The sequence below is a fragment of the Ignisphaera sp. genome, assembly GCA_038735125.1.
In the GTDB taxonomy this organism is placed as follows: Archaea; Thermoproteota; Thermoprotei_A; order Sulfolobales; family Ignisphaeraceae; genus Ignisphaera.
Window position 1 is genome coordinate 128,079 of the sequence record JAVYNU010000003.1, and the last position, 13,726, is coordinate 141,804.

General features: G+C 38.2%; 12 protein-coding genes and 2 tRNA genes. 9 read left to right on the plus strand and 5 right to left on the minus strand.

Features of this window, described 5'->3' with window-relative positions:
- Positions 1–2 precede the first annotated feature (2 nt).
- The gene (locus tag QW284_05285; protein MEM0339082.1) at positions 3–1,028 is read right to left on the minus strand and encodes a 50S ribosomal protein L3; all 1,026 of its coding nucleotides are present in this window, start codon (positions 1,026–1,028) and stop codon (positions 3–5) included.
- A gap of 312 nt (positions 1,029–1,340) precedes the next feature.
- On the opposite strand from QW284_05285, the gene QW284_05290 reads away from it, so the two are divergent.
- Positions 1,341–1,778, plus strand: a complete 438-nt coding sequence (locus QW284_05290) for a 30S ribosomal protein S19 (GenBank protein ID MEM0339083.1) — start codon at positions 1,341–1,343, stop codon at positions 1,776–1,778.
- A 36-nt stretch (positions 1,779–1,814) separates the two neighbouring features.
- Positions 1,815–2,540, plus strand: coding sequence for a 50S ribosomal protein L2 (locus QW284_05295; protein MEM0339084.1), 726 nt, complete (start codon positions 1,815–1,817; stop codon positions 2,538–2,540).
- Positions 2,541–2,542: 2 nt separating this feature from the next.
- On the opposite strand, the gene QW284_05300 is transcribed toward QW284_05295, so the two are convergent.
- Positions 2,543–3,991, minus strand: a complete 1,449-nt coding sequence (locus QW284_05300; protein ID MEM0339085.1) for a type II/IV secretion system ATPase subunit — start codon at positions 3,989–3,991, stop codon at positions 2,543–2,545.
- A 119-nt stretch (positions 3,992–4,110) separates the two neighbouring features.
- On the opposite strand from QW284_05300, the gene QW284_05305 reads away from it, so the two are divergent.
- The 4 genes from QW284_05305 (at position 4,111) to galT (ending at position 7,688) form a co-directional block, all read left to right on the plus strand.
- Positions 4,111–4,186: transfer RNA gene (locus tag QW284_05305), tRNA-Gln, on the plus strand.
- 128 nt (positions 4,187–4,314) lie between these two features.
- Positions 4,315–5,196, plus strand: a complete 882-nt coding sequence (locus tag QW284_05310) for a class I SAM-dependent methyltransferase family protein (GenBank protein MEM0339086.1) — start codon at positions 4,315–4,317, stop codon at positions 5,194–5,196.
- A 218-nt stretch (positions 5,197–5,414) separates the two neighbouring features.
- Positions 5,415–6,698, plus strand: a complete 1,284-nt coding sequence (locus QW284_05315) for a galactokinase family protein (GenBank protein ID MEM0339087.1) — start codon at positions 5,415–5,417, stop codon at positions 6,696–6,698.
- Between the two features lie 6 nt (positions 6,699–6,704).
- Positions 6,705–7,688 (plus strand): galactose-1-phosphate uridylyltransferase, encoded by a 984-nt coding sequence (gene galT / locus QW284_05320; protein MEM0339088.1) that lies wholly within the window; start codon positions 6,705–6,707, stop codon positions 7,686–7,688.
- A gap of 65 nt (positions 7,689–7,753) precedes the next feature.
- Here the strand turns inward: galT and QW284_05325 are convergent, their stop codons facing one another.
- Positions 7,754–8,038 carry a hypothetical protein gene (locus QW284_05325; protein MEM0339089.1) on the minus strand — a complete coding sequence of 95 codons (285 nt, stop codon included), beginning with the start codon at positions 8,036–8,038 and terminating at the stop codon, positions 7,754–7,756.
- Between the two features lie 308 nt (positions 8,039–8,346).
- Here QW284_05325 and QW284_05330 point away from each other — a divergent pair, with 308 nt between their 5' ends.
- A complete protein-coding gene (locus tag QW284_05330; GenBank protein ID MEM0339090.1) occupies positions 8,347–9,000 on the plus strand; it encodes a DUF5591 domain-containing protein in 654 nt (217 codons plus the stop codon).
- 39 nt (positions 9,001–9,039) lie between these two features.
- Here the strand turns inward: QW284_05330 and QW284_05335 are convergent, their stop codons facing one another.
- Positions 9,040–10,578 carry a glycogen/starch/alpha-glucan phosphorylase gene (locus QW284_05335; GenBank protein ID MEM0339091.1) on the minus strand — a complete coding sequence of 513 codons (1,539 nt, stop codon included), beginning with the start codon at positions 10,576–10,578 and terminating at the stop codon, positions 9,040–9,042.
- Between the two features lie 121 nt (positions 10,579–10,699).
- Between QW284_05335 and QW284_05340 the strand changes: the two genes are divergently transcribed.
- A tRNA-Arg gene (locus QW284_05340) sits at positions 10,700–10,777 on the plus strand.
- 150 nt (positions 10,778–10,927) lie between these two features.
- Complete coding sequence (locus QW284_05345) at positions 10,928–11,800, plus strand: alpha/beta hydrolase (protein ID MEM0339092.1); 873 nt, start codon at positions 10,928–10,930, stop codon at positions 11,798–11,800.
- Between the two features lie 407 nt (positions 11,801–12,207).
- Here the strand turns inward: QW284_05345 and QW284_05350 are convergent, their stop codons facing one another.
- Positions 12,208–13,494 (minus strand): MATE family efflux transporter, encoded by a 1,287-nt coding sequence (locus QW284_05350; protein MEM0339093.1) that lies wholly within the window; start codon positions 13,492–13,494, stop codon positions 12,208–12,210.
- Positions 13,495–13,726: the final 232 nt, after the last annotated feature.

Here is a 13,726-nt window from a genome sequence, read left to right on the forward strand (position 1 = left end):
CCTCAACCCATAATCTTACTTTCTAGGCTTACATAAACAATTTTTGGTGGAGCAGAAGGAACCCATCTAGGTGGTCTAATGGGCCATCTTAGAATGAGAGGTCTCTTGGGAACACCTACACAGCTACCCCATATCATTATCCATTTCGATTTGACTACACCATAATGTGGAAAACCACCCGCAGGAGTTATAGCATAACCATCATCTCCCATAGCGATAATCCTCTTATTGAATTCCGTCCTACGGTGGAACCCCATTTGACCAGCTTGTGGCACCTCAGACATGGCACCAATAGTTGGGCTTCTACTTCCAATTCTTCTACTTCCTTTTCTATGTTTATGCCACTTTGGCAACTCTTTTACGCCAAATCTTTTAATAACCCCTTGGAACCCTTTGCCCTTTGTCACACCTATAATATCAATGAATTGCCCAGGACTAAAAACTGTATCAATACCAATGCTCTTTCCCAGCATGTCTATTGCATATGAGACCCTTTGATTAATGTCTCCTCCACCTATGGCAACCTCTATTAGATCAGGCGTCTTTTTACTCAAACCTCCAACAGACTTAACATCTGCTGCAAGAACAACTGATACTCGTTTTATTAAAGAGATGTTATTCTTTATCCACTCTATTCTTTCATTAACATTTGTTGATGGCCTATACGTTGGTATTCTTCGCCATATTTCTATTTCCTTGGGAGGTTCTATCCATACATCCTTTAAAAGCCCTAAACCGCCATATTCATTAACACCATATACTCTCATAGCTATTGGAACCATCTGTGGTGTTTCAATAATTGTTACTGGCACAAAGATTTCTTTACCTTGCGTAGGTGTTCCTGGTCTATCGTCCACTAGTATAACATGCGTCATTCCAACTTTATAACCTAGAAAACCCAAAAGTTTTGGTGTATCTGTTTGTAGTATTGGCCAGCTTTTCACTCTTGGAATAATCTCAGAGGCCCTTTTTCTAGGTCTTACACCAAGACTTCCGCGCTTAGGAGCGCTTGTTTTTCTATGTGCCACCCATTTTCACCTCTTCATAGATAGCATTACCCTTGCTTCTTTTCTTTTTCTTTCTTCGGCTTCTTACTCCTCTCCTCTTGCTGCGAACTACTAGATTTAACGATAAATAGCGTTGTCTTTTGCTTACCGCCCATTTTCATAAACCTCGCTGTTAAACCTGATAGCCTAGCTAATCATTGCAAGAAAAGCAATTTTAGGATCTCTGTTAATAAGTTTTTATTAAAGCAATAACACAATCACAGCACGGTCTGATATCTACTTATAAACTGTGTTTTAAATCACAAATTTACACTGACAGGGTGCTAAAATAATATGAGTAAGCAGTGCTGGGAGTTGCCTGTAGAATGGAAAAAATTTAGATATAGAGGAAGAAGTTTAGAGGAATTGATAGATATGCCTATGGACGATCTTGTAAAGATATTAAATGCTAGAGCTCGAAGAAGTTTATCAAGAGGTTTTTCACCTAGGCACAGAAGACTCCTTGAAAAAATTATTGAAGCTAGACAAAGACTCATTAACGAATGCAAAGAAACGGTTATCAAAACCCATGTGAGAGACATGATAATTTTGCCTATTATGGTTGGACTGACAATATCTGTTCATAATGGTAAGGAATTCGTTCCTGTTAAAATAACCCCTGAAATGATAGGACACTACCTGGGAGAATTTGCACCAACAACAAAACAAGTAAAGCATGGCGAGCCTGGCTTAAAAGCGACAAGAAGCACACTATTTGTTGCACTCAAGTAAATATTATCTATGAGTGGATTAAATAGGGTATGAGGCATGGGTAAAAGAATATTAGTTCAGAGAATGGGTAGAGGAACATCAACATTCAGAAGCCCAAAGCATATAAAACTAGCGCCAGTTAAATATCCACATATTCCTTTAACCAATACCGTGAAAGGCATTGTTGTTGATATTTTGCATGAGCCTGGTAGAAGTGCTCCTGTAGCATTGATAAAACTTGAAAACGGTGAAGAGTTCTATAATGTTGCTATAGAGGGTTTGAGAGTTGGGCAAATAATTGAAATAGGGCCTAACGCAAGTCCATCCAATGGCAATATTCTTCCGCTGAGAAACATACCAGAGGGTGCAAGAATATGTAATATAGAGTTAAGACCCTTTGACGGAGGCAAGCTTGTGAGGAGTGGTGGTTCTTACGCCATATTAACAGGCAAGACATCAACACATGCAATAATTACTCTACCAAGCGGGAAACAAAAATCAATTCTACTTGATGCAAGAGCAACAATAGGTGTTGTAGCTGGTGGTGGTAGACTTGAGAAGCCCCTATTAAAGGCAGGCAACGCTTATTACAAATGGAAGGTAAAAGCGAGGAAGTGGCCTCGTGTAAGAGGTGTTGCTATGAATGCTGTTGACCATCCACATGGTGGTGGCTCGCACCAAAGCGAGTCAAAGCCTACTACAGTATCGAGAAGAGCTCCACCAGGTAGAAAGGTTGGGCATATTGCGGCTAAAAGAACAGGTAGAAAGAAAGGAGCCCACTAGTTTTAAAGTCCATAGTATCTCTTAAGTATTCTCTCAATTGATTCATAACCACTACCCACATTTTCTAAAACTTTTATTCTATAGTCATATTCAGCCTCTATATCATCTCTAGCAAGACGTTTAGCAAGCCTTTTAATAATATAGCTCTTCAAAATAGAGTCACCTTTATCCATGTCATATATCTCTCTCCATTCATCACCCACCCTCTCATATATTTTCCAAATCCTCCTTTCAACATTGTATCCTTTACGAACTCTTGAGATGAATATCATTAGGGCTGTATTTAGTGAAAGCATAGTGTATAGATCTTCTGGTAGAAGGCCTCTTATTGCCAGTTCATATTCGTCTGGGGTAGAGGCGTGAAAAGTTGTTGCAGAGCCCGATCCAGAGGCAATGGCTCTTACAAGGGCAATTATTTCACGACCTCTAACCTCTCCTACAACTAGAATATCGGGCCTATAGCGTAGAGCTGTAAAGCATCTTTGCAGCAATTCATCTGAGTCCTCGCCATGGAACTGTATAAATCTAGGTCTTAGAGGAAGTTTAACTTCTGGAACATCTTGAACCACCACTATCTTCCAATTTGGATTTGATAATTGTAGAAAAGCGTTTAGCATTGTTGTTTTTCCACTGCCACTTCCACCAGCAATAACATAGAAAAGCTTAGCATCATTAATTAGCCATATTAATGATGCTATATTATAGTTTAAAACACCTTGTCTAACCAATTTCACAACATCTATTGGAACCTCAGGCAATTTTCTAATACTAAATGTTGGACTAGGACTGACAGGGTCACCTATAGTTGTAGCAATTCTAAAACCTTCTGGAAGTGTACCATGCAACTCTGGCTTTGCATACGAAATTGCTTTACCACATCTTATAGCAAGTTTATCTATATAGCTTTTAGCTTCTTCCTCGCTTTGGAATTGTATGTTAGTTACAAGTGCTTCATATGATAAAAAATCTCTATGCACAACAGTTATAGGTTTTCTCCAATCAGATAGCTCTACATCCTCAATATTATCATCTTTTAACACAACATCTAAAACGCCGTATCCCTTACTGTCCCTGATGATATAGTACATTAACGCATCATAATATTTTTGGACAATTTCGTTAAGACCGATCTGAGAGGCAGTTCTATTAACAGCTTTTCTAACATCTTCCAACGACTCTAAATTAAAATATGATGTGTATAGATATTCCATAATTCTATTATATGCATTGAAAAGAGCTTCATCAACAAAGGGCTCATTTATAAGATATCTTGCAACACCAGATTTATCAACGCATATTACAACCTCAGCCATCCCTACATTGTATTTCTTTAAAACCTCTAAGCAAAATTCATCAATGTTATCAATTCTCAGGTACCTAAGACTTTTTCTAATGGGACTAACTGATTTGTTCCAACTGAAAATATTATAAACCTTCTCCAAAAAATTCACGCGCTAACCCCTAAGAAAAAACAATCTAATTAAGTGAACTTGTATCTAAAGTTCATTAAACTAGAATTACGTAACAAAAACTTTATAACCCCATATCCATATATCAAAATCTATTGAGTAGCCGGGTCGTCTAGCGGCCAAGGATGCGGGGCTTTGGCCCCCGTGACCGGGGTTCGAATCCCCGCCCGGCTACCAATAAAAAGTAATGATGATCAGAGGGTCTTTTGAGTGTTCTCGATGAAGAAAGCCGGAAATGCTGAGCTATCTCAAAATTTCATTAACTAGCTATGAGGGTCTCAGACAAATTGTGGGTGCTCTATTAAATGTCAGTATCATCTAGGATCCCCCTTTTAAAAAGAATTGCAGAGAGAGTTGCTGGACCTGGTTTTGCAAATGCAATTTGGAAAAGGATTGAAATAATAGGGGATGTTGCAATAATTAGAAAGTCTTTCGAGGTCTCAACAGAGCTATATAAGGTAATTGGCGAAGAAATCTTGCGTGAAATCCCCTATGTGAAGAGTGTTTGGCTTGCCACATCACCTGTGCAAGGCTTTGAAAGAGTCAGAGAATACATCCATCTTGCTGGGGAGAGAAAAAGTGAAACCATGTATAGAGAACATGGATGTGTATTTAAAATAGACTTTACTAAGGTGTATATATCGCCAGTCCTAGGATTTGATCATATCAGAATTGCGAAAAAAGTCAAAGATGGTGAGAAAATATTGAATATGTTTGCTGGTTTTGGACCCTATAGCATAATAGTATCTAAGCATGCTAAACCAACTTATGTTATCTCAATAGATCTCAACGAATTTGCTGTACACTATGCTAGAATAAATATTGAGATAAATAAAGTTGGAGTATTTAATGAGATTATTCACGGTGATGCATTAACAATTACACCTTCGTTAAATGAAAAATTTGATAGAATTTTAATGCCTTATCCAGATGCATTCAAAGATGCATTCAAAGTCGCATTGAATGCTGTAAAAATCGATGGTTATCTACATCCACATCTATTTGTAGAGGCATCAAACAAGCGAGAGGCCTTGCACAGAGCCTATGACACTGTTTCTGTATATGCACAGTCCCTTGGAGCAATTGTAGAGTCCCTTGGAGGACATGTTATTAGAGGTGTTGCACCTAGGAAATATCATGTAACCGTGGACGTCGTTGTAAAGTCGAAACCTAAGAACGCTTTATAATGCCTAAAAAGCCGGTCAGCGGGGGCAGGAATAGATTCTCTTCATCCTTCTGCATTAATGCCGGCCCAGTTTCATCACCTGTTCTTTAATATTCATCATTATTATTAACTTATAAATGCTTAATATAATGAGATTTTTAATTGCTGGTAACGAAGTAATCTTGCAGAAAGATATTTCCCTAAAAATATGTATAAGTAGTTTAAATCAGGTGACTAGAGATGTGTTTACAAGCTTTAAATGACATTAATATGAATGTCAATATTGTTACTAGCGAATTCAAGAAGATGTTTAGTACAGAGCCCGAGGTTATCGTATCTGCCCCTGGTCGTTTAGATTTTCTAAATACGCATCAAGATTACAAAGGTTTGTCTGTAGTTTCTGTAGGGATAAATCTAAGAACATATGTCGCTGGGAAAAAAACTGATGAAAAATCCGTCGAGGTTTATTCAGGTAATTTGCTTGATGAAAATGCTGAATACTTTGATAAAATAGAGCTGACAAACCTTGAAATACTGCCAAAACAAAAATGGTTTGGAAACTACCTGAGAGCTGCTCTTATAGCGCTTACGCAAAGAGGATACAAAGTTGGTGGTTTTAAGGCTTGGATTAGAAGCTGGGTGCCGATCGCCTCTGGGCTAGGAAGTAGTGGAACTTTGCTCGTGGCATTTATAGGATTTTTAAATGAACTCTTTAATCTAGGTCTTACTATAAAAGAGGTTGCTGAGCTTGCATATGTTACAGAGCACGATGTTTTAGGTATTCCATGTGGAAGGCTCGACCAATATGGTGCTGCATTCGGCAATGTATCAATAATTGAAACTATCCCACCATATAATGTGGAGTCGATATCATTTAATGAAGGAGTCTTCGCTGTAATTGATAGTGGTATTAGACACAGCACAGCTGATATACATCCCAAAAGACAAAAAGAGATAGAGATAGGCCTAGAAAAGCTTATGTCTATAGCACCAGATGATTTAAGAAAATTGCTTGGGTATAAGTATTGGGAGCCAAAATGGAGCTCTTTAACTATTGAACAGCTTCAGCCCTATTTGTATGAATTAGATGAGAAGATAAGGAATAGAATACTATATACAATTAAAGCACATAATTCAACTATGTTAGCAGTAAAGGTTCTTAAAGGGTACAAACCCACCTCTACAGAAGTTGCGAAAGCACTTGAAATAGATTATGAAAGTGCAAAAAAACTTGCTGAAAAAGGTAAGATAGATATAATAGGCTATATAATGACCTATCAACACAACCTGCTTAGTAGCTTATACGATGTAAGCCTGCCAGAAATAGATAAAATTGTTGAAGAATTCATTAACAATGGTGCCTCGGGTGCAAAACTTTCTGGTGCTGGGCTTGGAGGTTGTGTAATAGCATTATTTAAAGATGTTGAAACAGCTCACAAAGCGTTGAGTAAAATGCTTTCCAAAGGTATTGGGACTAGAGGATGGGTTGTAAAGGTGGATAGAGGAGTTATACGACACAGGTGAGACCTTGTGCCCAGCAATGATGAGGAGCTCGTCATGGAACTTCGATGGGATCCCACATTAGGAGAGTGGGTAATGGTATCAAACATTAGAAGTGCAAGACCGTGGCAACCAACATCTTTTTGCCCTTTCTGTCCAGGAACCCCTGAAACTGGATATAACTGGAGGGCTCTCATATTAGAAAATAGATTTCCTATGCTGACTGAAAACCCTCCAAATCCTACAGAACATCGGTTCTACAAAACGGCTAAAGCAAATGGAAAATGCTATGTTGTTGTAGAAACACCACAACATGACTTAGATGATTTAAGTGATTTGCCCAAGGAACAAATAGAATATGTAATCAAGCTTGTCATTGAGAAACAAAAAGAGGAGATGAAAAAAGACTATGCAGAATATTTTCTATGGTTCAGAAACAAAGGTAGAGAAATAGGAGTGTCGCTAACACATCCACATAGCCAAATATATGTGACACCATTCGTACCCACGAGAGTGCTTAGAGAAATAGAAAATGCTAGGAAATATTGGGAGGGAAACAAAAGATGCTTGTTTTGCGATATACTAAGGACAGAGCTGGAAGACAATATGAGGATTATCTTGGAAAACCCCAGTTGGACTGCATTCATGCCATTCTATTCACATTGGCCATTCGAGATACATATATATCCGAGAAGACACCTACAGTTGTTAACACAACTATCACAAAATGAAATAGCAGACCTTGCAAATATCCTAAAGTATAGCTTATGTGGCTTGAAGAGGCTCTTCTTTAAACCAATGCCATATATTATGGTGGTCCATCAAAGCCCTCTAAAAGGAGAATACAGCTTTTATCATTTGCACATCGAGATATACGGGATGCTACGCGACGAAAACAAACTGAAATATGCAGCAGGAATGGAAACCGGAGGTGGAAACTTCACCTTCGATTCTGTGCCAGAGAGAAACGCATTAAAATTAAAGAAAAAGGTTTCAGAATGCTTCAAGATCTAAATCATAAGCAAATACATTTTTATAAAAAAATATTGGTTCACGTAATTTAATTGAGTTCTTCGCCTTTATGCTACAGCTCTTGCGAGCTCCTCCACAACACTTTCTGCTTCTTCTTTTGACTTAGCTTCTACAACATGTGTTCTATCAGGCAAGACAACAACTGTATAGTTCTTGAACTTGACTATGTATACAGGTCCCTTATCCAGAACCTCTGACAACTCCGCACCAAGCTGGGGATTCTTGAAGACTCTGAGTAGCTTTGCAACACTTGAATATCTAAGTGCCTTTATCCCTTTGCTCAAAAATGCTGTCTCATCTTTGACATGAATTACCTTGTCAACCCTAACCATAACCCTACACCTCAGAGTCTCTACACCTCTAAAGAGGGTTATAAACTTTACGGAATAATACATTTCTGAGCCCTCTACCCAAAGAAAAATTTATTCCAAAAATCGTGTATCATATGAATGCCCACATTTCATTTTCATACATGATTGCATGCAAATCACGTTCATAATATGTAAGATGTGGGTATGGGTTGAGGGTATGGTTCATGAATCGCTATCGTTATGGCGATTTAGTTTATTAAAGCGGTTTTAGTTTTGAGCCATTCAATTTATAAGGTAACAACAAATAACCATGTTTTTTGGTGCTTCTTTTGAATCCATCAATAGAAAAACTGTTTATAGATTACATCCATTCTGTACTTGGGTCAGAGATAGAGGAATTGATGTATATAAAACCCGGTGAGATAGTTCTGAGGAATAATAGGTACTGTAATTTATTTGAACATAAACATGTTGTTTATTGGCACAATTTCCTAATCAATGTTTTTCACTCAAAATATACATTGAAAAACTATGCTTTGATCTTGCCTTGTAGTAGTGTAAAGCCATATAGGGTGTCTCCCATCCATCGCATGGTAGATAAATATCTAAGTGCATATGGCATTCAAAATATGGTTCAGGTTTACATACTTTCAGAGCCTATGATATTGGTTCCTCGAGAGCTTGACATATATTACCCGTTTGCCAACTATGATTATCCACCCAAAGAACTTGGCTTTGAATATAGAGACAAGTTTGCGGATATTCTCTCCATTGTTTTAGAAAAACTGAAGAACCATAAATATATACTGGCATTTCTGCCTAAGCACCACAGGGGCATTCTTAACGACGCGCTAAAGAAATGCGGATATTGTATAAACATAGAGTTTTTTGACTATGGGAAGAAGGCGTTTCGACAAACCAGATATGTTATTGAATATCTTAATAACGTTATTCGAAAAGATTTTGATCTAAAACTAAAATGATTGGTTAGCGATTTGCTCTATAGGAACAGATGACCGCTACTAATCCTTCTTCTCAGTTTTGCTCTCTATCAAATCGCTGTAGTATTGCCTTAGAAGTCTTTTAATATCTACGACAGGCATGAATGTTTTGTATGTATTGTAAGCTATTTCGTAGTATCTATCCTTATCACTTTCATAGATATTTATTATTTTTTCCAATTTCTTCACAAAATCTGTATAGTCATCCTCATCTATTTTTCTAGCCTCTTCAGAGTCTATATCTATGAAATGCTGGAGTTCCTTTCCAAAGAACCAGCCATCGAAGTTGTCCTCTATAAGCTCTAGGCTAGCCCCATCTCTAGACGATAGCGTTGGCACCCCATTGATCCCTGCTTTCATCATGCTTGTGCCACTTGCTTCCCAACAACTAAATGGTGTGAATAGCAAAAGGTCTGATGACGATAAGGCATAGTATGCAAATTCTATTCCATAACTTGGATGGTAGAAGAAGTTGTTAGCAACTTTAGCGAATCTTGCAAAGGTTATTGCTATCTCTCTTCCCCATGTATCACTTGGATGCGGTTTTCCAGACACAACAATGAATATCCTGTCTTTGAGATCGCCATTTTCTTCCATAAGCCATTCGATGAAATATGGCCTCTTATATTTCGTTATCCGTCTAACCCATGATACAACCATTCTGTCCCCAACTGACTTACCTGAAAGGGCTTTTATAATGGATTTGAACCCCTCTTTGAATTGTTCATGTATTTTTGCAAGCCTCTCCACAGAATCTATTTCCTTTTCCACCCTCTGCCACCTCTCAATATCTATTGCATTGGTTACATAACTCATTTTGTTAATGTACTTCGGAAAGAACATTTTCGTCACCTCAAAATGTTTTCTAGAAACTGTAAAGACCTTTTCAGCCATCTCCATGGCTGCTTCTGTCATCGTCCTAACATTTGGGAGCGATATTCCAAGAATCTCTTCAGCCTCTTTACACAGCTTTGGATGGCCCCATGGACCTGGGGTATGAGTTACAAACCTTGTTTTAATCTCTTTTGGCAAAAGATATGGAAGCAACGCTAAATGAGCTTCTTGAACATCTACAACATGTATTTGAACATCCTTGGCTATCTTCTTTATTATCTCAGCAGAGATGGCAGCCGCAACAATGTAGTAGGTGCATTCATCAACGTGATGCCTATACAAGTATCTGAATAATCTAGCAGCTGACAGTGGCTTCTTAACTCTGTACAATATAGCCTTTGCAGAGCCGTAGACATATTCAAAGAGATCTGCCTCAGCCAGTAGCCTTCCATCGGTTCTCCTAGCCTCTATAGAGCCAATATATCTCAACTTAGACAAAAAAGACATACTATGTCTATGTCTAACCTCGACAAACAATCTAGTCCTATTCACAGAATCCCAATCAACATAACCACTAGGATAAAACGGTACAATAGAAATATATGGCAAGCCAAGTCTTGCAGCCCCATAGAATTTATCAGCTTCTAAAACACCCAAACCACCAGCATAGTTAGCTGAACCATCTAATGCAATCTCCATAGCAACACTTACAATAGTTCTTTGCATCTCGTAATACCCACCACAATCTTTGAATGGCCTAAGCTTAAAAGACGTGGATCTGATTAACGAATAGAGTATAGATTTAAAGCAATAAAATCTAAAAACCACATAAAACAAGTCGATAGAAGGGCCCGTAGCTTAGCTTGGATAAAGCGCCGGCCTGCGGAGCCGGAGACCCGGGGTTCAAATCCCCGCGGGCCCGCCACAACAACCTCGATCTTCTCTAACAGATCGATGTATTCATCGCCATAGTACCCTTAGTAAATTGCAACTAGTTACATTATAAAGCTTTTTATGTTTAATTATTTTAATAAAATATATATATTTTTTAGTGTTACTCTACATGGTGCTACCTTTGAACTACATTGAAGATTACGTAGATCTAGGTTACAGGTTTAAGATATTTTATCGTTGTGTAACCCCAGATAAACCAAGTGATATTCTTGTGGTTTGGCTTCATGGCTATACAGCGCATAGCGGTTCATATCTGCACGTAGCTAAAGAGCTAGCTACGTATGGATATAGTGTGTGTATGTATGATCAGAGAGGGCATGGAAAAACTGCACAAGACAATGAAAGAGGTTATGTAGAGTCCTTCGAAGATTTTCTTGCAGATCTAGAGCGATTTGCTTTCTTTGCTAAAGAGAGGTTTGGTGCAGAGAAAACCGTTTTAGTGGGGCATAGCATGGGCGGCTTAGTGGTGCTACTTTATTCAGGAAAGTATGGAAGAGTAGGTGATGCTGTCGTAGGTGTAGCTCCAGCTGTTTTAATCCCGGTAAAAATGAGCGCAAGAATAGTTGTTACTCTTATGTCTATTTTTACACCAAGGAAAAGAATCAAGCTACCTTTTACCCCTGAGCAAGTGGCAGAACTCTCTAAGAGATTAGATAAAGAGCTTGTCGAAATCATGACTAAAGATGAATTAGCACTTAGAGATACAACAGCCAGGCTTTTAAGTGAGATTTGGAGAGCATCTAGAGAATTCTGGAAATACGTTGACAGAATACGCATACCGGTTCTACTCATACATGGCAGCGAAGACGATGTAATACCCATTGAAGCCAGCAAACAAACATACAGCAAACTAAGAACAAACATCAAGGCGCTGAAGATATACGAAGGCAAAGGACATTCAATAGTACATGAAACTGGATGGAGAGACTGCATTAAAGATATTGCTGAATGGATAAGAACAACCTTAAAGCAAACCCGAAGCAGTTTTATCTAAGAGATACCAATGAATAAGGTTAAACTCCTTAAACCGATTTCCACCCCATAAAATCCCTACTACAGCCAATAAATAGCTAATAACAAGAACATTAGCATTCCTTGAATAACTATCTTCATCAATTAAATCATTGTATAACACTGATTTTGGTATAAAACTTAATTCTATGCTAGACATACAACAAATTCGTTGTATAGAATTTTACTATATTCAGAATTCAGATATTTTGAGGAGGTTTTCTTACTATGTTTAACCTAATTTAAAGAATATTCTTTTGATCATCTATTACAGAATTCCTGACAAAAAACTATGATATCAATTTCTTTTTAATTCGAATTCGCTATCATGAAGACAATTAAACTAAGCTTATTTTTATGTCAATCTCATTTTGTTAACGATGCCTATTGCTAGTGCTTAATAACAGGTTTTGTCCATCCACCTTTCCTAATCCATGCATAAGAAATCGTTCCTCCAAGTAATTCGGATAAAGCTATGGCTATCCAAATCCCGGTTACCCCCATCCCCAAGGCGACGGATAACAACCACCCAACACCTATCCTTATTACCCAAAACCTCATTATATTCACCACCGTAGGAACTACTGTATGCCCCGAGCCTCTTCCCACCGACATACCTAGAAAAGAGAGCATCATTAAGGGAAGTACCCACGATATTATTGTTATAAGTCTCTCCGTCTCAGTTGATACCATAGGATCTGTTGTGAAAATAGAGATTAGGTGGTTCCTAGCAAAGAATACCAGGGTGGCCCCCATGAAGATCACTGCCATCAGTGTATGAGCAGCTGTTAAAGCTACTCTACGGGCTCTTTTCGCGTCTCCTGCTCCAAGACATTGTCCTACCATAATGCTTATAGACATTGTAAACCCTCTAAACACAGAATTAGCGATATCCATAACCATGAACCCTATGGTAAAAGCTGTTGCAGCTATAGCCCCAAAGGTGTTAACCAAAGCTTGTTGAAAGGTGAATGCAAGTCCATCAGAGATGGTCATAATAATAACAGGTACCCCCACTTTAAAGCTAAGGGTGATCCACTCCTCATCTATGCTATACACAAGTCTTATCCTAGTCTCTGGATACCGTTTCCCTATAAGAGAAAACAAAAGCAGTCCACTAAAAAGCCTTGTTATGACAGTGGCTATTGCAGCGCCTTCGGCACCCATAGGTGGGATGATGCCTAGACCCACAATAAATAATGGATCGAGTACAGCATTTAAAAGAGCTCCAATTCCCATGACTATAGCTGGCGTACGTACATCTCCAAAAGATTGCACTATAGTCGATAGAGCTGCACTTACGCCAAAGCCTATGATATCTAACGCTATGACCTTAGTGTAGCCCAGCACATCCTGAAGCATCTCTGTTGGAACCTTCATTAGGTATACAAATATATTGTATCTCATAATTTCATAGACAATAAACAATAGAAAGGAAATGAATAAACATAGTGTAAAAAGTTTTGATGTTGTTTCGCTAACCTTGTTATAGAGTTTAGCTCCAACGTATTGCGATAGTATTGCTAGGTTAGCATTTGTAATACCTATTAATATAGAGACAAATACTAGGAAAATAGGCCAGGCCTGTCTAGGTGCTGCTAAAGCGTAGGTGCTGTACCTGCTAAGCCAATAAGCATCTGTCAAATTATATGCTAACATTATGATGTCGGTGAGCATTAGGGGAAGTCCTAGTTTTAGCATATTTTAGCATAGTAGATAGAATGGGGCCTGATACTATTACCTCTCTGTATCCCTCAATACTATATGATGCCATCTCCTTAAACCTTTTTAGATATGATGAGATAGACTAAGGGGTCAGAATAAAAGCTCTCTTAAGTTAGCAGTAAGCTGTAGTATCACCCACACCTGGATTTTGTTAAGAATATTTTATAGTCAAAGCCTATAATTC